This window comes from Frateuria sp. (assembly GCF_035943815.1).
In the GTDB taxonomy this organism is placed as follows: Bacteria; Pseudomonadota; Gammaproteobacteria; order Xanthomonadales; family Rhodanobacteraceae; genus Frateuria_A.
The window spans coordinates 195,971-215,446 of record NZ_DASZBU010000014.1 but is presented as its reverse complement, the minus strand read 5'-3'; the positions used below and the strand labels follow the sequence as shown (position 1 = coordinate 215,446).

The 19,476-nt window shown below is 68.9% G+C and carries 15 protein-coding genes and 1 pseudogene; 4 read left to right on the top strand and 12 right to left on the bottom strand.

Annotation, left to right across the window (positions count from 1 at the left end; all coding sequences use genetic code 11):
- Positions 1-48: 48 nt before the first annotated feature.
- Together VGU65_RS10285 and VGU65_RS10280 are read right to left on the bottom strand one after the other, a co-directional pair.
- Positions 49-2,256 carry an ATP-binding protein gene (locus VGU65_RS10285; protein WP_327475382.1) on the bottom strand — a complete coding sequence of 736 codons (2,208 nt, stop codon included), beginning with the start codon at positions 2,254-2,256 and terminating at the stop codon, positions 49-51.
- A 347-nt stretch (positions 2,257-2,603) separates the two neighbouring features.
- A complete protein-coding gene (locus VGU65_RS10280; protein ID WP_327475380.1) occupies positions 2,604-3,152 on the bottom strand; it encodes a DUF488 domain-containing protein in 549 nt (182 codons plus the stop codon).
- A 137-nt stretch (positions 3,153-3,289) separates the two neighbouring features.
- Here VGU65_RS10280 and VGU65_RS10275 point away from each other — a divergent pair, with 137 nt between their 5' ends.
- A complete protein-coding gene (locus VGU65_RS10275) occupies positions 3,290-3,736 on the top strand; it encodes a PA2169 family four-helix-bundle protein (protein WP_327475378.1) in 447 nt (148 codons plus the stop codon).
- A 136-nt stretch (positions 3,737-3,872) separates the two neighbouring features.
- Here the strand turns inward: VGU65_RS10275 and VGU65_RS10270 are convergent, their stop codons facing one another.
- The 3 genes from VGU65_RS10270 to VGU65_RS10260 all read right to left on the bottom strand — a co-directional run bounded on the left by VGU65_RS10270 (position 3,873) and on the right by VGU65_RS10260 (position 6,442).
- Positions 3,873-4,469 (bottom strand): hypothetical protein, encoded by a 597-nt coding sequence (locus VGU65_RS10270; RefSeq protein ID WP_327475376.1) that lies wholly within the window; start codon positions 4,467-4,469, stop codon positions 3,873-3,875.
- Between the two features lie 72 nt (positions 4,470-4,541).
- Positions 4,542-5,366, bottom strand: coding sequence for an NADPH-dependent 7-cyano-7-deazaguanine reductase QueF (gene queF / locus VGU65_RS10265; protein WP_327475374.1), 825 nt, complete (start codon positions 5,364-5,366; stop codon positions 4,542-4,544).
- 83 nt (positions 5,367-5,449) lie between these two features.
- Positions 5,450-6,442 carry an aldo/keto reductase gene (locus tag VGU65_RS10260; protein ID WP_327475372.1) on the bottom strand — a complete coding sequence of 331 codons (993 nt, stop codon included), beginning with the start codon at positions 6,440-6,442 and terminating at the stop codon, positions 5,450-5,452.
- A 118-nt stretch (positions 6,443-6,560) separates the two neighbouring features.
- Between VGU65_RS10260 and VGU65_RS10255 the strand changes: the two genes are divergently transcribed.
- Complete coding sequence (locus VGU65_RS10255; RefSeq protein WP_327475370.1) at positions 6,561-7,472, top strand: LysR family transcriptional regulator; 912 nt, start codon at positions 6,561-6,563, stop codon at positions 7,470-7,472.
- 194 nt (positions 7,473-7,666) lie between these two features.
- Here the strand turns inward: VGU65_RS10255 and VGU65_RS15660 are convergent.
- Both VGU65_RS15660 and VGU65_RS15655 read right to left on the bottom strand, forming a co-directional pair.
- A pseudogene (locus VGU65_RS15660) lies at positions 7,667-7,735 on the bottom strand (hypothetical protein); the annotation flags it as partial.
- Positions 7,708-7,845 carry a glutathione S-transferase N-terminal domain-containing protein gene (locus VGU65_RS15655; RefSeq protein WP_414655809.1) on the bottom strand — a complete coding sequence of 46 codons (138 nt, stop codon included), beginning with the start codon at positions 7,843-7,845 and terminating at the stop codon, positions 7,708-7,710. The gene VGU65_RS15655 and the pseudogene VGU65_RS15660, both read right to left, overlap by 28 nt.
- Before the next feature lie 142 nt (positions 7,846-7,987).
- Between VGU65_RS15655 and VGU65_RS10245 the strand changes: the two genes are divergently transcribed.
- Together VGU65_RS10245 and VGU65_RS10240 are read left to right on the top strand one after the other, a co-directional pair.
- Positions 7,988-10,312 carry a S9 family peptidase gene (locus VGU65_RS10245; RefSeq protein ID WP_327475368.1) on the top strand — a complete coding sequence of 775 codons (2,325 nt, stop codon included), beginning with the start codon at positions 7,988-7,990 and terminating at the stop codon, positions 10,310-10,312.
- A 264-nt stretch (positions 10,313-10,576) separates the two neighbouring features.
- On the top strand, positions 10,577-12,403 hold the full coding sequence (locus VGU65_RS10240; RefSeq protein ID WP_327475366.1) for a filamentous hemagglutinin N-terminal domain-containing protein: 1,827 nt from the start codon (positions 10,577-10,579) through the stop codon (positions 12,401-12,403).
- Between the two features lie 57 nt (positions 12,404-12,460).
- On the opposite strand, the gene VGU65_RS10235 is transcribed toward VGU65_RS10240, so the two are convergent.
- The 5 genes from VGU65_RS10235 to VGU65_RS10215 all read right to left on the bottom strand — a co-directional run bounded on the left by VGU65_RS10235 (position 12,461) and on the right by VGU65_RS10215 (position 19,446).
- The gene (locus VGU65_RS10235) at positions 12,461-12,934 is read right to left on the bottom strand and encodes a nuclear transport factor 2 family protein (RefSeq protein WP_327475364.1); all 474 of its coding nucleotides are present in this window, start codon (positions 12,932-12,934) and stop codon (positions 12,461-12,463) included.
- A 142-nt stretch (positions 12,935-13,076) separates the two neighbouring features.
- Positions 13,077-15,029, bottom strand: a complete 1,953-nt coding sequence (locus tag VGU65_RS10230) for a M56 family metallopeptidase (RefSeq protein WP_327475362.1) — start codon at positions 15,027-15,029, stop codon at positions 13,077-13,079.
- Position 15,030: 1 nt separating this feature from the next.
- On the bottom strand, positions 15,031-15,417 hold the full coding sequence (locus tag VGU65_RS10225) for a BlaI/MecI/CopY family transcriptional regulator (protein ID WP_327475360.1): 387 nt from the start codon (positions 15,415-15,417) through the stop codon (positions 15,031-15,033).
- A gap of 131 nt (positions 15,418-15,548) precedes the next feature.
- A complete protein-coding gene (locus VGU65_RS10220) occupies positions 15,549-18,794 on the bottom strand; it encodes a TonB-dependent receptor (RefSeq protein WP_327475358.1) in 3,246 nt (1,081 codons plus the stop codon).
- Between the two features lie 202 nt (positions 18,795-18,996).
- Complete coding sequence (locus VGU65_RS10215) at positions 18,997-19,446, bottom strand: nuclear transport factor 2 family protein (RefSeq protein WP_327475356.1); 450 nt, start codon at positions 19,444-19,446, stop codon at positions 18,997-18,999.
- Between the last annotated feature and the right edge of the window lie 30 nt (positions 19,447-19,476).

Genomic DNA, 19,476 nt, shown 5'->3' with positions numbered 1-19,476 from the left:
GGCGGCATCGGGCGCGGAACGTCGTCCTACGCGCCGGGGCGTCTGGATTCAGTCAACGGAGGCCGGGCGCCAGGCCACGGGTCGCCAGCCGTCTGCCCGGCTCGCCGGTGCCGGCGCCGGCGCGGTGTCGGCCAGCCGCTCGCGCAGCATCAGGGCGGTGGCTTGCAGTTCCGCCTGCAGTGCGCCCAGCACCGGCTCGGCGCCTAGACCGGCGCGGAGCGCCTCGCGCAGCTGCGCGCACAGGCCGACCGCTTCGCTGCGGCCCATCACCAGGAAAGCGTTCTGCAGGCGGTGCAGTTGCGCGGCGGCGGCGGCGGAGTCGTGGTTGCGCAATGCGGCGAGCAGGGCTTCGTTGTCCTGCTGCAGTTCGCCCTGCCAGCTCTCCAGGTAGGTGCGCCGTTGCTCGGGCGTGGCGATTCGGCAGATCAGCGAGAGCGAGCTTTCGGCCTGCGGGTTCGGCGCGGTCGGGCGGGACGGCTCGGCGATCGCCGTGCGGACCATCGCGGCGCTGGCGCCGACCTGGCGCAGCAACGCCAGCAGGCGTTCGATCGAGACCGGCTTGGTGAGATAGGCGGTTGCGCCGTGGGCCAGCGCCTGTTCGATCGCCTCGGGATCGGAGTCGGCGCTCAACATCACGATCGGCATGTCGTGGCGTGGACGGCGGTGGGCCAGCACATCGAGCCCCGAAAGGTCGGGCATGTGCATGTCCAGCAGCACCAGGTCGGGACGCTGCGGGCCGTCCATCGCCTGCAGGCCTTCCTCGCCACTGCCGGCGAACAGCACACGATGGCCGGCGCGGCGCAGCAAGTGTCCAAGGGTGTCGCGGCTGGAACGGTTGTCGTCGACCACCAGGCAGGTGATGGCCGGCACGCGCGCGCGGTGGGCATCCAGCGCGGTCACCGTATCCAGCGGTTCGACCACCGTCTGCTCGGGCGCGGCGCGGTCCAGCGGTAGCGCGGCGGTGAACACGCTGCCGCCGCCCGGGTTGTCGCCGACCGCGACGCGGCCGCCCAGCTGCTGGCAGATGCTGCGCACGATGTGCAGCCCCAGGCCGGTGCCGTCATGGCGGCGCACCAGGCCATCGCTGGTCTGGTAGAACGGCTCGAAGATGCGCGCCTTCATCTCGTCGGGCACGCCGCTGCCGGTGTCGGTGACGGTGCACAGCAGGCGTGGCTGGATCAGCCCGTTGTCCGCCAGGCGCACCTCGATGCCGACGTCGCCGCCCGCCGGCGTGAACTTCACGGCATTGGTGCCCAAGTTGATCAGCACCTGCGCGACGCGGCCGGGGTCACCCAGCAGCGCGTCGTCCAGCCCGCGGCCCTGCACGGTGCGCAGGCGCACACCGCGCTGGTGCGCCAGCGGACCGACCACGTCGCGCACTTGGCCGAGCACGTTGGCGACCAGGAACGGCTCGCGGCTGAAGTGCAACCGGCCAGCGTCGATCGCGGCCACGTCGAGCACGTCGTTGACCCGCTGCAGCAACGCGTTGGCGTTGGCGCGCAGCGCGTGCATCAGCTGGCGGTCGGAGGCGTCCAGCGCCGCGGTGTCGATCAGCGAGGCGGCGTGCACCACCGTGTTGAGCGGCGTGCGCAGCTCGTGGCTCATGGTGGCGATGAAGCGGCTCTGCGCGTCGCGCGAGTGCAGCGCCGACTGCGAGATCGCCGAGATCGTGCCGAGCAGCCGGTACACGGTCAGCGGCAGCCCGACCAGCAGCACCAGCGCGAACGGCACGAAGGCCGGCCGCTCGGTCCAGTAGTGCGGCGGCGCGGCCAGCCCCAGCACCAGCACCGAGCCGGTCATGAAGGCGAAGAACATGCCTCGCCCCGAGCGCGTGCCGACCATGATGGTCGCCAGCGGCAGCAGCGTGATGACCGGGACGCACAGGTTCCAGGCCAGGCCGAGCAGCACGCCGATGCCCAGCACATTCACCGCCGCGCCGATGCCGTCGACGAGTTCGGTGGTGGGCACCATGCGCAGCCGCACAGCGGCCATCCAGGCCAGGCTCGCGGCGAAAAACAGCTGCGCCCACGGCCGCAGCAGTGCGGCCTCGCGCGCCAGCACCAGCTTCGAATGCGAGGTGCCGGCCACGTACTGCCAATACAGGCACCACAGGATCGCCAGCCCCAGCAGCAGGGCGCGGCGCACCGAGACGTGGTATTCGCCGTAGCTCGCGACCAGCCGCGCCAGCCGACCGTCGCGCAAGCGACGCGCGATCACGCGCAGCGAGCTCGGCGGCGCCTGTGCCCCAGGATTCATTCGGACGTTCCCCCCTGCGCGCCGCCAGCGTGGCGATGGCGCGGGGGCATTGTAAGCACAGTCGCACAGGTGGCGCGAAATCGGCGGCCGGGATGAGGCCAGCCAGTCCGGCGGCAGCCAAGCTCGGCGCCGAGGCAGGCGCAGCGTAGCGCTGAAACCGCGCGCCGGCGCGATTGGGCAGCAGCAGCGCGCGCCGCCTGGCAGCGGCGCGGCGCAGGTGCTGGCGAGGACCTGACACACCGGCACGTCACGGGGACCTCGGCTTGCCGGGCAGCTACACCACGCGGGTGGAGGACCTCATGGCGACGCTGGACCCGGTGGGGGCGCGCCGGCTCAACGGGCGCTGATCAGGGCTTTGGATAGACCAGATGATCGCCGGCGCGCCGTGCCGCCGGCGTCAGCTTAGCCGGCTCCGCGCGGCCATCGCCAAGGATGTGGCAAACCGTGCGGCCGGCGGCCAGCAGGTAGTCGTCGATGATGCGCCGGTGGCAACGCCACCACAGCACCTCGGCACACATCAGCGCACAACGCTGGCGCTCGGAGAGTTCCAGTAGTTGGGCCAGACCGGCGTGGAAGTCCTCGCCCATCGCGTAGTCGGCGTAGCGGCGGAAGCTTGGGTTCTCCCAGAAGCCGTTCGGCGAAGGCGCCCCTGCGGGCAGGCTGCGTCCGCGCCGGCCGCCGAGCGCGGCCAGGTGCTGGTAGCCGATGCCAAGCGGCGCGAGCGAAGCGGCCAGTGCGGGGCCGTCGTATTGGGGGTGGCGGCGCGAGCCGGGCAGGCGCCGCACGTCGACCACGCACTCGACCGCATGCGCCCCGAGCAGCCCGGCGAAGGTCTCCAGCGCATGCGTGGAGTGGCCGATGTCGAATACCGGAGGAAGGGCGTCACCTGCTGGCATGGGTCAAGCATGCACCGGCGGCCGTGTCCGCTGCGCGAGGACGCCGCTTCACGGAGCCATCGCCGGAGGTTCCTACGATGGCGGCACGGCTTCCCCGTCCTGTCAGGACTGCCGCGACCGCCCACCGAGATCTTCCAATGCACAACCATGACATCCGCGTGCTCAACGATCTGATCGAGACCACCATCGACAGCGCCGACGGCTATGCCGAGGCCGCCAGGGAAACCCAGAACATCCGGTTCGGCATCACTTTTCAGGAGCGCGCCACCGAGCGGCGCCTGGTGGCCTCGCGGCTGCAGCAGCGGGTCGAAGCGCTCGGCGGCATGCCCGAGGAGGAAGGCAGCGCGCTCGCCTCGGCGCACCGCCTGTTCGCCAACCTGCGCAAGAGCCTGCATGACGACCGCGCGGTGATGGACGAGGTCGATCGCGGTGAGGACCATGTTGCGCATCAGTTCGAGGATGCGCTGGAAGACGAGGACGTCAGTCCGCCCACGCATGCGCTCATAGCCGATGCCTACCGTTCGGTCCGGTCGGGACACGAGCAGATGAGCGGACTCAAGCGTTACCCGCAGGGTGGGCGTTAGGGTTACCGCGAAAGGCCCACCCATCCGCCTGTCGGCAGCTTCCCCCGTTCGCGGGGGAAGGACTCGGCCGTCGAGAGACCCGTGCCTGGCCTTAGCGCGCTGCGAGGAAAGGCGCCCGTGGGTGGAGCATCCCGGCTCAGACCGCCTTCACTTCGAACGTCTGGCTGGTTACCGGCTTGCCGTCGACGGCGATTTCCACCTTGTACTTGCCCGCCGGCCACTGGTTGGGGTTGCGCAGTTTGAAGGTGGTGGTGGCCGGGCCGTCGGTGGCAATGGTCTGGCTGATGGTAGTGACGTCCTGGCCCTTGCCTTCGAGGTAACTGAAGTGCGCGCTCAGGGTCGCGCCGGCGGTGGTGCCTGTAGTGGCGACGCTGGCGTAGATGGTGTTCTGCGAGGGCTCGAAGGTGGTGGTGGGCTTGGCGATCTTGTAGCCGGCGGTAACCGCCTCGCCCAGCGAGACGTCCTCGACCTTGAACACGTTCGTCGGCGCCGGAGCCGCGGTGGCGCTGGTGCCCGCACTGGCCGGGGCGGCGGCCGTGCCGGCAGCGGCCGGCGCTGCCGGTGCGGTGTGTGCCGGTGCCGGCATCGGTGCGGTGTGTGCCGGAGCCGGAGCGGTGCTGGCGGCCGGTGGCGTGGTGGCCGCCGGTTCTTCGTGCTTGCCGCAGGCGGCGAGCAGCAGCAGGCCGGCCAGGGCCGTGCCGCGCAGGGCGATGGAGCGTGCTTGGATCGTCATGGCGGGATTTCCGTTCAATGGCCGCGGATCGGCCAGGCCAGAAAGGCTAGCGCCGCCGATCTGAAGCGCCGATTACTGCCGCACCGCACGCGCATTGCTCGGCAGCGCCGTGGGATCGGTGCTGCGGAACGGGTTGATGTCCAGCCCGCCGCGGCGGGTATATCGCGCGTACACGCTCAGCTGAGCGGGCGCGCAATGCGCCATCACGTCCATGAAGATGCGCTCCACGCACTGCTCGTGGAACTCGTTGTGGTTACGAAAGGAAACCAAGTAGCGCAACAGGCCGGCACGGTCGATCGGGGCGCCGCGGTAAGCGATCTGCACACTGCCCCAGTCCGGCTGGCCGGTGACCGGGCAGTTGGAGCGCAGCAGGTGCGAGAGCAGCGTTTCTTCCACCGGCGCGGCATCGTGGCTGGCGCTCAGGTAGGCAGCCTTCGGCGGGCCATAGTCGTCGATGTCCAGCGGCAGGTCGTCCAGCGATTCGCCCGCCAGCTCGACGATGGCATGGCCCTGAGCCGTCGGCGCACTCAGCGTCGCCGTCACCGGCGCGCCGGCGGTGGCGGAAAGGTCGCGCGCCAGCGTCTTCTGCAGCGCGGAAATCTCGATGCGCTCCTGCGAGAAACCGTTCAAGTAAAGCTTGAAGGACTTCGACTCGATGAGGTTGGGCGAATCGGCCGGCACGCGGAATTCGGCCAGCGCGACCCGGGGCTTGCCGCGCAGGTCCAGCCAGGACAGTTCGTAGGCGTTCCAGATATCCGTGCCGGCGAAGGGCAGCGGGTCGTGCACGCCGATCTCGATGCGCTTCTGCTCGCGCGGGATCGGAAACAGCAGCGAGGGGTCGTAGCGGTCGGCGTAGACGGTGGCCTTGCCAAGGGGGGAATGGTCGGGGGTGCTCATGAGCGCCAGTGTAAGGCCTTGCTCCCTCTCCCCTCCTTGATTAGGTGGCGGGGAGAGGACTGCCAGGGTCCGCATGGCACGACTTACGCGTTGACCATCTGCATCGACGGCCCCGCATAGCGGTCGCCGGCGGCCGCGTTCGGCGGGAACACCGCGTCGATCGCGGCACGCTCGGTGGTGGAGAGGCGCACGTCCAGCGCACCGAGGTTCTCGTCCAGCCGCGAGCGGCGGCGGGTGCCGGGAATGGCCAGCACGTCCTCGCCCTGCGCCAGCACCCAGGCCAGCGCCAGCTGTGCGGGTGAGCAGCCCTTGTCGGCGGCGAGCTTCTCCACTTCATCGACCAGCGCCAGGTTGCGCGCGAAGTTGTCGCCCTTGAAGCGCGGGTTGTGGCGGCGGAAATCGTCGGCCTCGAAGTCGTCCGGCGAGCGGATCGCGCCGGTGAGGAAGCCGCGGCCCAGCGGCGAGTAGGCGACCAGCGCGACTCCAAGCTTGCGGCAGGCGGCGAGCATGCCGTTCTGCTCCGGATCGCGCGTCCACAGCGAGAACTCGCTCTGCAGCGCGGCGATCGGGTGCACCGCGCAGGCGCGCGTCAGCGTCTGCCCGGAAGCCTCGGACAGGCCCAGGTAGCGCACCTTGCCCTGCTTGACCAGTTCGGCCATGGCGCCGACGGTTTCCTCGATCGGCACGTTGGGGTCGACGCGGTGCTGGTAGTAGAGGTCGATCGTCTCCACCCCCAGGCGCTTGAGGCTGCCCTCGCAGGCGGCGCGCACGTACTCCGGGCGGCCGCTGACGCCGCGCGACTGCGGGTTGGCCGGGTCGCGCACGATGCCGAACTTGGTGGCGATAAAGGCCTGTTCGCGGCGGCCCTTGAGGGCACGGCCGACCAGCTGCTCGTTGGTGTGCGGGCCGTACATGTCCGCGGTGTCCAGCAGGGTGATGCCGCGGTCCAGCGCGTGGCGGATGGTGGCGATCGACTCGGCATCGTCGTGCGCGCCGTAGAAGTCGCTCATGCCCATGCAGCCTAAGCCGAGGGCGGAAACCTGGGGGCCGTTGCGGCCGAGCGTGCGCATTTCCATGGGGCTACTCCTTAAAGAGGTGGCGAACCTACGCCGTGGAAGGTGTGCGCATCGTGCGCGCCGGTCCGGTTGGGATAAATACCCAATAATCAGCAAGACCTTTCAATTGGAAACAACAATGGATCGCCTGCATGCCATGCGGCTCTACGCCCGCATCGTCGAGCTGGGCAGCTTCACAGCCGCGGCGGATGATCTGGACCTGCCGCGCGCCACCGTCACCCACACCATCAAGGCGCTCGAGTCGCGGCTGGGCGCACAGCTGCTGCAGCGGACCACGCGTCGCGTGCGCGTGACCTGCGAGGGCAAGACCTACTACCGCCATTGCGTGCGTCTGCTGGCCGACGTGGACGAAGTGGAAGCCAACTTCCGCGACGCGGCGATCGTGCCGCGCGGGCGGTTGCGCGTCGATCTGTCGGCGGCGCTGGCCCGGCTGATGGTGATCCCGGCGCTGCCCGAATTCCTTGCGCGCTTTCCCCAGATCGAACTGGACCTGGGCACCGGCGACCGCTTCGTCGACTTGCTGCGCGAGGGCGTCGATTGCGCGCTGCGCGTGGGCGACCCGGGCGACACCGGCATGGTCGGCCGGCGCATCGCCATGCTGCCGCAGATCACCGTGGCCAGCGCCGGTTACCTGCGCCGGCACGGCAAGCCGAAGGTGCTGGCCGACCTGCAGTCGGGCCACTATGCGGTGCACTGGGCTTCGCCGACCACGCGTCGGCCCGAGCCGCTGGAGTTCGTGGTCGGCCGCCGGCGGCGTGAGCTGCAGTTGCCGGGGCGGATCACGGTAAACGGCGCCGACGCGTACCTCGCCTGTTGCCGCGCGGGGCTGGGCATCGCGCAGTTCTCGCACTACCGCATCGCCGACGAGCTGGCCGATGGGCGCATGTGCGAACTGTTGCCGGACACGCGGCCGCCGGCGCTGCCAATGACCGTGCTGTATCCGCCGCAGCGGCAGATGCCGGCGCGGCTGCGGGTGTTCATCGACTGGCTGGCGGAACGGGCGGCGACGCAGTTCGGAGCGTTGGGCTGACCGTGGGGAAACCGGCGCAGTCCGCCGTCTGCCGTCCGCAGGTCCCAGTCGAAGTACCACCTCACGATTGATGTGTCGGCGTACTCCTCAAGCCAGCGGGCGTGCGCGCGGTCGACCGGATCGGCAGGGTAGAGCGGCGGGGCCGGATGGATGTCTTCCAGGTACTGGCAGATCACCGAGGAATCGAGGAAGACGCGCCCGTCCTGGAGCAGCAGCGGAATGCGTCGCAGCGGGCTCAGCCGCGCGAAAGCCTCGTTGCCCATGAACGGGGCACGATCGGGTCGATCTCGTATCCGAGCCCCTTCAGCTCCATGCATGCCAGCACCTTGCGCACGTAGGGCGAGAGGTAGTTGCCGATCACGACGAAAGCCATGGCGCGCTCCGCAAGCTCAGGGGGAGCCGGCAGCGTGACGACGCCTCCGGCACGCCGTCAACGCCCCCCACTAATGGCATGGGTGCCATGACTTCCGGCACGTTAGCATCGGCCGATGGCTGTACTGACAAGGGGAAACACGATGGCATCGATGATCGGCAGTTCGCGCCTGGCCGGCGCGCTGGCTCTTGGCCTGGTGGCCACCGGCGCCTGGGCGCAGGGGCACACGCTGACCACGGACGACTATGCACGCGCGGAGCGCTTCCTGGGACCGAACACCGCGCCGCTGGTCGATCATGCGATCCAGCGCGTGACCTGGCTGGACGAGGGCCACTTCTGGTACGTCGACCACGATGCCAAGGGCGATCATTACCGCGTGATGGACGCCGCCACCGGCAAGGCCACCGACGCATTCGACCAATCCCGCCTCGCCGCGGCGCTGGGCAAGGCGCGGGCCAAGCCGGTCAAGGCCGACAAGCTCGGCATCCGCGAGTACGTGGTGGCCGCCGACGGCCGCCTGGACGTCCAGCTCGACGGCAAGCACTACCTGTGCGACCTCAAGAGCGCGCAGGGCGAATGCGTGGCGAAGAAGGCAGGCAAGGAACCGGGCGTGCTATCGCCGGACAAGAAGAGCGAGGCCTTCATCCGCGATTGGAACCTGTGGCTGCGCGACGTGGCCACCGGCGAGGAGACCCAGCTCACCACCGACGGCGTGGAGAACTTCGGCTACGCCACCGATAACGCCGGCTGGAAACACACCGACAATGCGATCCTGGTGTGGTCGCCCGACTCGAAGCAGATCGCCACCTTCCAGCAGGACGAGCGCAAGACCGGCGACATGTACCTGCTCAAGACGCAGGTCGGCCACTCGGAGCTCTTGAAGTGGAAGGGTCCGCTCGCCGGCGACAAGGACGTGACCATGATCGAGCGCGTCGTCATCGACGTGCCGAACAGGAAGGTGGTGCGGCTGAAGATGCCGCCGGACCAGCACCGCTCGACCCTGTGCGACGACGTCAGCTGCGGCCCCGACGGGGGCTGGGACGACGTCAAGTGGGCGAACGACGGCAAGACGCTGGCCTTCGTCTCCACCTCGCGCTACCACAAGGACGAATGGTTCCGCATAGCCGATACGAAGACAGGTGCGGTGCGCACGGTGTTCGAGGAGCACGTGCCGACCTACTACGAAAGCGGCAACGGCCAGGTCAACTGGTTCTATCTGCCCGAGAGCCACGAGGCGATCTGGTTCTCAGAGCGCACCAACTGGGGCAACCTGTACCTCTACGACCTGGACACAGGCAAGCTCAAGCACGCCATCACCACCGGCGAGGGCAACGTCACCGAGGTCCTCAAGGTCGATCCGAAGACGCGCACCGTGTGGTTCCGCGGCGTCGGCCGCACGCCTGGGGTGGATCCGTACTACCAGCAGTTCTTCAAGGTCAGCATGGACGGCGGCAAGCCCACGCTGCTGACGCCGGAGGCGGCCAACCACGAGATCACCCTCTCGCCGGACGGGCATGCCTTCGTCGATACCTATTCATCGCCCACCGAACCGCCGGTCACGGTGCTGCGCGACAGCCACGATGGCCGCACGCTCGCCACCGTCGCCAAGGGCGACATCAGCCGCCTGCGCGCCGCCGGCTGGGTGCCGCCGACGCCGATCACGGTGAAGGCGCGTGATGGCAAGACGGTTCTGTACGGGATGCTGTTCAAGCCGACCCGTTTCGACCCGCACAAGAAGTACCCGATCGTCGACTACATCTATCCGGGCCCGCAGACCGGCTCGGTGCGAGGGCGCGACTTCCTCGCCTCGCGCGGCGACAACCAGGCCCTCGCTGAGCTCGGCTTCATCGTGGTCGCGATCGACGGCATGGGCACGCCGTGGCGCTCCAAGGCCTTCCACGACGCCTGGTACGGCAACATGGGCGACAACACGCTGCCCGACCAGGTCGCCGCCATCAGGGAACTGGCCAAGCGCTACGCGTGGATCGACCTCGGCCGCGTCGGCATCTGGGGCCACTCCGGCGGCGGCAATGCCACCGCCGATGCGATGTTCCGCTATCCGGACTTCTTCAAGGTCGGCTGGTCCGAGAGCGGCAACCACGACAACCGCAACTACGAGGACGACTGGGCCGAGAAGTACCAGGGCCCGCTGGTCAAGAACAAGGACGGCACCACCAACTACGACGACCAGGCCAACGAGAGCCACGCAGCCAAGCTGAAGGGCCGGCTGATGCTGGTGCACGGCACCATCGACGACAATGTGCCGCCATCCAACACGCTGCTGGTGGCCGACGCGCTGATCAAGGCGAACAAGGATTTCGACCTGCTTCTGATCCCCAACGTGCACCACGGCTATGGCATGGAGAAGGGTGCCTATGCCATGCGCCGGCGCTGGGACTACTTCGTGACCTACCTCGCCGGCGACATGCCGCCGAAGGGGTTCGCCTTCACCGCGCCGAAGGACTGAAGCCGGGCACTGCCGGTAGATCGACCGAAGGCCGGGCTCGTCCCGGCCTTCGCTTTTTTTGGCAAGTCGGCTCCCGGAACCGGAGCCCAAGCGGAGTCAACAGGAAGAATCTGTGCCGGCGATCACACGATGTGCATCCGGCGCTCGCGCGCGTGCCCGCTTCACCGACTGACGACGGACTGAATGGGATGTTTGGATTGCGTCATCTCCACGTGTGGATGGCGTCCCAGCCCCTTTGCAGTTTCCCTCGCGGGAGAAGTACTTATGCGCGATCGCCTCTTCATTCTCACGGCCCTGGCCGCTTCCGTCGCAGCAGGATTGCTCGGCGCCCCGGCCTCGGCCGCCAACCTCACCGTCACGCAATTGCCTGGCCAGGGCCGGGTGGTTTCCGGCCAGGTATCCGTCGGCCACCTTTCGGCCGGCAACATGGATCTCACCTTGAACGGGCCGGCGGTGATCGACTGGGGCAAGGGCAACGCGCGCGGCGACATCAATGCCGGCGGCGTGGCCGGCTTCAACATCGGTTCGGGCGCCAAGGTGAACTTCGGCGGCACCGCGGGCGCCGCCGTGCTGAACATCGACAGCAGCGGCAACCCCTCGCAGATCCTCGGTGCGCTCGATGCGCATGGCGTAGATGTCTTCGTCGCCAACGGCAACGGCATCATCGTCGGTGCCAAGGCGCAGATCCTCTCCGACCGCACGGTCGGGCTGATCGGCAATCGCCTGCTGCCGGGTGCGACAACGGGCTTCAACGGCTCCAGCGATTCGATCCAGCGCGACGGCAGGGGCGGCGACGTCACCGTGCTGACGGGTGCGTTCTTCGGCGGCGGTGGCAGGGTGCTGATCGCCGGCGGCGGCAACGTCAACGTCGACCTTGGCGCGTTCGCAGGCCCGCTGGAACTGGCCGCGGGACGTGCCACGAGTCGTGGCGGCACCAACAATGGCAGCGCCACGCTGAGTGTTTCCGGGCGACAGCGTGGCCGTATCGACGGCTTTTCTTCCGCCGGCAGCGCGACCAACCGGGGCGTGCTCTCGCTGGCCGGCGCGCAGGTCGATGGCAGGCTCGTCAACGAAGGCACGCTGACGCTCGCCAATGGTTTCGCCATCCGCGGCAAGCTTGAAAACCGGAACACCCTCGACGCCAATGGCAACGTGACCGTCGGCGCCCTCAACAACAAGGGTCTGCTCACCACGCAGGGCGTGCTCACCTCGCGCGGCTGGGTGATCAACAGCGGCCGCATCGAGAGCCCGACCGCGGCCGGCGCGCTGCGCTCGTTCGGCCAGTTCACCAACAGCGGCCGGATCCAGGGCGTGAGCTACCTCGACGTGTCGCGCGGCAGCCTGGTGAACACCGGCGCGATCGCGCTGGTCGACGCCAACGACACCCAGGGCTCGCCGGGCGCCGTGATGGTGCGCGGCGGCGACCTGGTCAACGGCGGCAGCATCACCAGCGTGATGGGCGCCAACGGCAAGCCGCTGTATGCCGACCTGATCGCCCAGGTCACCAACGGCAGCATCCGCAACCGCGGCCTGCTTTCCGGCTTCGGCCAGATCGCCACCGGCTCGGACACGCAGTCGCCCAATTTCCGCGCCGACGGCGACTACTCGATCAGCAACGCGGGCACTATCCGCGGCAATTTCACTATCAACGCCAACTTCAGCGCGCGGCTGCAGGACAACGCCTCCACCGGCAGCTTCAGCAACACCGGCGTGCTGGACCTGCGCGCGCCGTATGCGGGTGCGGGCCGCAGCCTGTGGATCAACGCCCAGACCAATGTCGACCTCGGCGGACGGGTATGGGCGGGAGGCAAGGCGCTCGGCGAGACCAACGCGCTGGACGGCGTGCTGATCGGCGCATCGACGGGCCGGCTCACCATCGCCACGCCGCTGGTCTTCTACGCCAACGGCAGCAACAGCGGCACGGCCTACCTCACCGGCCAGCAGGTGCACGTGGCGGCCAACGTGATCGGCCTAGGCAAGGGGTCAGCGATCTACCTCACCACCGGCCGCGCGAGCGGCGGCGGCTCGGACTACACCCTTGCTCCCGGCGCACAGCTGAAGGCCGGCGCGGTGCACGTCAGCAGCCGATAGACGGCCGCCATCGACCAAGGGCGCGGCGATCCGCGCCCTTGCGGCCGGCCGGCAGGCCTATTTCATTGCGCTGTGCTGCGAATAGATCGCATGCCAGCCGCCGTCGCGATAGACGAACACGTCCGACGAGCGCAGGCGCTCGGGTGCGGGCGCCGGGTCGTAGAAAGAGACGATCGCCAGGTCGCCGTCCAGCAGCACGCGGGTATCCGTGGGATGGGTCTTGAGGTAGGCGTCGATCTCGCGCATGGCGCGGTCCGAACCCTGGTTCTTGCGCGCGCCTTCAACGATGGCGTGGCGGTCGTGGACGCGGCCGTCGGCACCGACGGAGCGGTAGGCCGGCGACAGCATCTGTGCGAGCCAGGCGACGTCGCCGGTGCCCTCGGCCCGCAGCCAGTGGCCTTCTACCGCCAGCACGGCGGCCTTGGTGTGCGCGCCCTCATCGGCGCCGGCGGCGTGCGCATGGAAACTCAAGACCAGCAACAGGCCGCAGGCCTGGGCACAAACCATGGAACGAAGATAACGAAAGGACATGGCCGGTTCCGGTGGACGAGGTGCTCCGGATCCTGCCGTGACGGAGGCCTGCGGTCGCTTGGGCGGTGACGAACACGACCGCGGCGCCGACGAGCGGCACCGCGGCCGGGACGAGTGGCCTGTCGTGGGTGTGGCTGCGAGCTCAGCCGGCGTCGACCGCCTGGGCCTTGCCGCTGCGGACGGCCTGGTCCAGCAACTGGCGCATCTGCTGCTCGGCCTGGTGGCCGACCTGCTGCTGGCGCTGGGCGAGGGCCTGCTGCTGCCGTTCCAGTTCGGCCTGCTGTGCTTCGAGCGCCTGGCGCTGCGCCGTGGTCGATTTTTCGCTGGCCGCGCGGCGGGCTTCGATCTGTGCCTGCTCCAGTGCGCGCCGGCGTGCCTCGTGGATCTGCGCGGCGGCGTCCGGATCGGCGCCGGCTTGCGCCGCCTGCCCGGCCAGCTCGCCGGCCAGCTGCGCCTGCTCTTGGGCGTAGGCGGCTGCTTCGGCGGCCAGACCCGCCTGGCGTCCTGCCAGTTCGCCTTGCCGGCCGGCCAGCTGGCCCTGCGCGCTCGCCATCTCGGTCACCGACTGGTAGATCGCCTTGGCGCTTCGGATGGTGGCCGGATCGCGCACCAGGTAGGCCTTGTCGCCCTTGCGGAACCACAGCATCGGCCGGCCATCGCGATGCAGGCGGCGGGCCTGTTCGAGGTCGTGGTCGCTGCCGTTGACGATCGCATCGTCGCCGTCGAACAGGGCCAGCCCGTCAGCCGCATCGCGGTCGATGGAAACGTGGCTGTGCGTCGTATGGAAACCCAGTCGTACGTGGGGCAGGGGCGGCGGAGGTGGTGGTGGCAGCGGTGCGTGGGGTGCCGCCGGTGGAGGTGGCGGCGGCAGCGGCGCATGGGGCGCCGCCGGCGGAGGTGGGGGGAGCGGTGGCGGAGGCGGCAGATAGCCTCCCGCCGGCCGCGTCGCCGAGGCGCCTGCGGCGGGCAACGGACGTGCGGCAGGTGCCGCGCGTGCAGCCGGTGCCGCCGAGGCGGCCGGTGCCGCCGAGGCAACCGACGCAGCCGTCTGGGCCTCGGTGTTGCCCTCGCTGGCGGTAACGCGGTACGGCAGCACGCCGGCAATGGCGACCAGGGCCACCAGCAGCCAGCCGCGAGCGCGCGGGTTCGATTCGTTGACGCTTTGCTGCAGCATGAGCAATCGCCTCTTGAGGTTGTCGAACGTGGGGGAAGCGCCGGCCAGGCCGGCGTGGAGGGGGTGGGACACGCCCAGCCGTAGCAGCAGCCGGCCGTAGGCCTGCACGGCCATGGGGTGGTCGCGCATCACGCGCGCATCGCAGGCGGCCTCGCGATGGAGCGCGTACTCGCGCATCGCCCAGCGCACCGCCGGATGGAAGAAAAACAGCCGCTGCGCCAGCGCCGGTACCAGGCCCAGCCACAGGTCGCGCCGCGCCAGGTGTGCCAGCTCGTGCGCCACGGCCAGCTCCCATTCGGCTCCATCGAGCGCCTGCTGCGCGGGCAGCAGCACCACCGGCCGCCACCAGCCGCCGACCTGCGGCGAGGCAATCACGGCGCACTGGCGCAGTTCCGGACAGCGGCGCAGGCCCAGTGCACGCGCCTGGCGCTGGCAATGCTCGCGCAGCGCCGTGTCGGCCAACGGTTCGGCGGTGGCGTGCAGCGCACGCGCCTGGCGCCATTGGTGGCCGAGCCGGGGCAGCTGCCAGGCCAGTCCGGCGAGCCAGGCGGCCAGCGCGAACCAGGGCCAGGCAGGGATCGAGCCCGCGTCGCGCACTACCGGGCGGGACGGCGCGACTGGCAGCACGGTCTGCGACGGCCTGTTTTCCGGCGAGTGTGGCAACGGGGCCGGCGCGGACACGACTGCGGGAGCCTCGGATGCCTGCGGCGCGAGCAGCGGCAGCGCCAGCGGGCGGGCCCACGCCAACCCGAGCAACAGCTGCAGTCCGACCAGCCACCACAGCGCGCTGCGCGTGGCCGCCGGCAGCCGCGGCATGAGGCGCAGCAGCAGCGCCACCGCGGCGATCAGCAGACAGGCCTGCAGCGAGCTCCAGGCCAGGCGCTGAACCATTTCGCTGGCGGCGTGGGTCAGGGTGTCCATATCAGGGCTCCTTGCGGCGCGACTGCAGCTGGGCGACCAACGCCTCGAGCTCGGCCAGCTCCTCGTCGCTGACCTGCGCGCGCTCGGACAGGTAGGCGACGAACGGCGACACCGAGCCGCTCAGGGTCTTCTCCACGAAGCTGCCGACCGCGTGGCGCATCGCCTCGCCCGGCGCGGTGGCGGGGCTGTAGCGGTAGAGCCCGCCGGCCTGGCGGCGCTTGAGGTAACCCTTGCCGCGCAGGCGCTCCATCATGGTCAGTACGGTCGAGCGGGCCAGACCGCGCGCCTCGCCGAAGCCGGCGGCGACTTCGCCGGCCGAGGCCGGGGCGTGTTCGGCCAGATAGTGGAGCAGGGCGAGTTCCTGGTCGCCAATGGTGGGGCGTGGCATGGCGGACTCCTGACTACAGTTGTAGTCAGGCTAGCTATGACTACAACTGTAGTCAATAGGGCTTGCGCCATGTCGGGCAAAAAAACGGGCGCCCGAAGGCGCCCGTCGTGGTTCCGGCCGCAGCCGATGGATCAGAACGAGTAACGCAGGGTCAGCATCGCCGACCAGCGGGAGACCACGCGGCTGGGGTCGTAGAAGCCGCCGTCGTAGGTCTGCAGCTGCTGCGGCTGGTAGTTGCCGTTCTTGTCGGTGGGCAGCGTGTAGACGTACTGGCCCTGCGCATTCACGCCGGCGTAGCTGGCGAGCGTGCGGGTCGGGTAGATGCCGGTATTGCGCTGCTGGCCCCAGTTGCTGTTGAGCAGGTTGAGGAAGTTGTACACGTCCAGCCGCAGCTCGCCCTTGTTGCCCTTGAAGATGCCGGGCACTTCCTGCGAGAAGCTCATGTCAAGCTCGTTCACCCAGGCGGTGTGCGTGCCGTTGCGGCCGGCGATCTGGCCGCGGTGGTCCTTGAGGTACTTGTCGTTGGCCAGGAACGCCTGGAACTGGTCGATCACCTGCTGGCTGGTGCCCGGCGCGTAGGCCACCTTCGGATCGTTCGCCGACGGGATGTAGACCGGATCCCAACCGGAGATGCTGTCGCCGTTGGCGTCGTTGGAGAACACCCAGGTGTAGGGCATGCCGGTGTGGCCGCTGTAAAACGCCGACACCTGCGTCTTGTAGTCGCCGAAGAACGCGTGCTGCCAGGTCAGCGAGGCCTTCAGCACCTTGGCCACGTTGTAGTTGGAGGTGGCCTCGACGTTGGTATTGGGGTTCAGGCGGGCGATCCGCTGGTAGCCGTTGTAGGCGATGGTGTCGGTGCCCGGGTCGACGTCGGTGGCGTGGTTGAAGGTCAGGCTGACGTTGCCGAACCACTCGTCGGAGAACGGCTTGCTGAGCGCCAGGGTCAGGCTGTCGGACTTGCCGCGGCTGGTGTTGGTCAGCAGCGTGGAGGCGGTGCTGAAGGCGCGGTTCTGGTTGGCCAGGGCGTCCTTCGAGGTGGGCGCCTCGCCCGGGGTCTTCCAGAACTGCTCGCGGCCGTCCGGCAGCACGCCGGTGGGCGCGCCGAAGTTGACCGCCTGGTAGAGGATGCCGTCACGCACCTTGATGTGCTGGTACTCCGCCGAGCCCACCAGGCCCCACCAGGGCAGCTCGCGGTCCAGCGCCAGGCTCATCTTCCACACGGTCGGCAGGCGGAAGTTCTTGTCGATCGTGTCGATCGAGCCCGCGCCGCCGCCGGCCGGAATGTTCTGGTGGAACGGGTCGGGGCTGAACGGCGCGCTCGCCGGGCTGAACGACTTGTAGTTGAGCAGGGTGACGCCGTTGTTCTGGAACGGGTTGGTCATCCACACCGTCGGCGGGTTGGTCTGGAACAGGCCGGCGCCGCCGCGCAGCTGGGTCTTGTACTGGGTGTCGAACGAGTAATTGAACGACACGCGCGGCTCCACCACGCGGTTGGACGAGCCGACCGTGTAGTTGTTCGGATAGCCGAAGGCCTGCGCGAAGGCGGCGTTGTAGACCGGCCGGTCGCTGGAGTGCGGGATGTCCATGCGCACGCCGTACTGCACCGACAGCGCATCGTTGACCTGCCAGGTGTCCTGCAGGAACGGGCTGACCTGGCTGTAAGTCCACTTGCCGGCAATGTCGTTGAGCGTGTAGCCCGGCGCCGGGTGGTACAGCGAGTACTGGTTGTAGTTGCCGGCGGCGAAGTTGGCCAGGCCCCAGAACGAGTACACGCCGAACTCGGACTGGCCGAACAGGTTGTTGATCTTGTTGCGCTGGTAGTCGATGCCGCCCTTGATCGCGTGGTCACCCAGGTAGTAGGTGCCGGCAAGGAAGACGCTGAGCTTCTTGGTGTCGATGTGGTTGTAGTGGCGGTACTGCTCTTCGCCCAGGTTTACCGACGGGCCCTTGCCGGTCGACGACAGGTTCACGTTGACCGCCGGCTGCTGGAACGGCGCGGTGGTGTCCTGCAGGTACTTCTGGTAGCCGACCTTGGCCTCGGTGGAGAAGCTGTCGGTCCAATCGTCGAACACGTGCGCGACGTAGTTGTCGGTGGTGATCGCCTTGGTATAGGTGTAGGAGGTCAAGCCCACGCTGCTGGGGCTGTTGCCGCCCACCGCCGGCAGCAGCTCTTTGGTCCGCTGGTAGGTAAAGCTCGCGCGGTGGTTGTTGGAGATGTTCCAGTCGATCTTGCCCAGGTAGCGCTTGTCGTCGTAGGTCAACCCGGTCGAGCCGCCGAACGTGCCCGGGGTGAGGCCCAGCTGCTTGGCCGTGTCGATGATCTTCTGCAGGTCGCCCGGCGAGACCTTGTTGCTGGTCGAAGGACCGTTGCCCAACGTGTTGTCCAGGCCGTTGGCGGAGTCCGCGCCGATGCCGGTGGTCTTCTCGTGCTCGGCCGAGACGAAGAAGAACAGCTTGTCCTTGACGATCGGGCCGCCGACGTTGAAGCCGTAGGTGGCGTCCTTCTGGTAGCCCTTGTAGCGGTAGCCGGGGTCGCTGCTGGACAGCCAGCCGGCATCGCCGACCAGGTGGTTGGCGTTGCGGTAGGCGTAGTACACCGAGCCGTGGAACTGGTTGGTGCCGGACTTGGTGACCGCGTTGACGTCGGCGCCGACCACGTCGGAGGAGGTGTCGTAGTTGGCGGTCGAAATGTTGTACTCGGCGATGGTCTCGGGCGAGATCGGCGACTTCTGGTAGGGCAGGCCGTTGGCGTTCAGGCCGAACGGGTCGCCCTGGGTCACGCCGTCCACGGCGATGTTGTTGTAGCGGTTGTTCATGCCCGCGGCGGAGATCGCGCCGGTGCCCTGGTCGGTCACGGTGATGCGCGGATCCAGGCGCGCCACGTCGTCGATCGAGCGGTTGCCCTGCGGCGTGGCCTGCAGCTGGCGCTGCGAGATGGTGGTGGACAGGCCCTTGTTCTCGGTCGAGAAGGTCTGCTGCAGCGCCGACGCCGACACGGTCACCGCGCCGAGCGTCTTGGCGGCCGCTTCAGCGCCGCCCATCGTGAGGTTGATCGAGGATGGCTGGCCCAGCTGCAGGTAGACATTGTCCTGCTCGGCGCCGGCCAGGCCCGCCTTGCTCACGCTGATCGCGAACGGGCCGCCCACGCGCAGGCCCTGCGCCGCGTAGCGGCCGTCGGCGTCGGTGGTCACCGTCTTGGTGGTGCCGGAAGGCTCGTGCACGATGGTCACGGTGGCGCCGGCGACCGGCTGGCCCTGTGCATCGAGTACGCGGCCGAGCGCGCCCGAAGTGGTGATGTTCTGGGCGGCCACGGGGGCCACTGCCAGCAGCGAGGCGATGGCAAGCGGAAGGACGCGCGCGCGGATCATGGAGTTCATGGGGTTCCCGAGGTTGTGACGGACACGTTTCTGTGCCCACGGCAGCGCCATCTCCCAAAGGGGAGGCAGTCCGCACGGCGGGGCACGGCGCCAGAAGGGCGCAGCCTGCGTATTGTAGGGGCCGCAATATGACAACCCAACGAAATCTTTACGCTCGCTTCAGCCTCTGTTCGGGTCCATGGGAGTCCGTCTTTCTCGCGCCCTAGCCGCCGGGCACGCGGGTCGCCTGGGTGAAGATCACCTGCCAGCGGCCGCCGCGCTTGGCCCAGATGTCGGCAAAGCGCAGGCGCACCTTGTACGGCTTGCCCTCGCTGGTGCCCTGCAGCGTGACCACGCCGCCGAGCACGGCGCCGCCGGGCCAGTGCCGTACGAGTTCCTGTTCCACCGTGAACGGCTTCATCGAGGAGCCGGGTGCGGTGTAGTCGCGGATGAAGGCGGCTTTGTCCTCGACCAGGCCGCGGCTGTTGAAAAGCACGTAGTCGTCGGCGAGCAGGCGCCCGAGCGCGCCGCCGTCGCCATCCATCTGCGCACGGTCGAATGCGGCCACGGCCTGGGCCAGTGCCGGCGGCAGCATGGCGTGGGCCGAGGTAGCTCGGGCGTCGCGGGCGTGGAAGGCGACCGCGAGGGCGGCCAGGGCTAGGACGGTCTTCATGGGCATCCTCCGGTAACGGGCCCGGTCGGG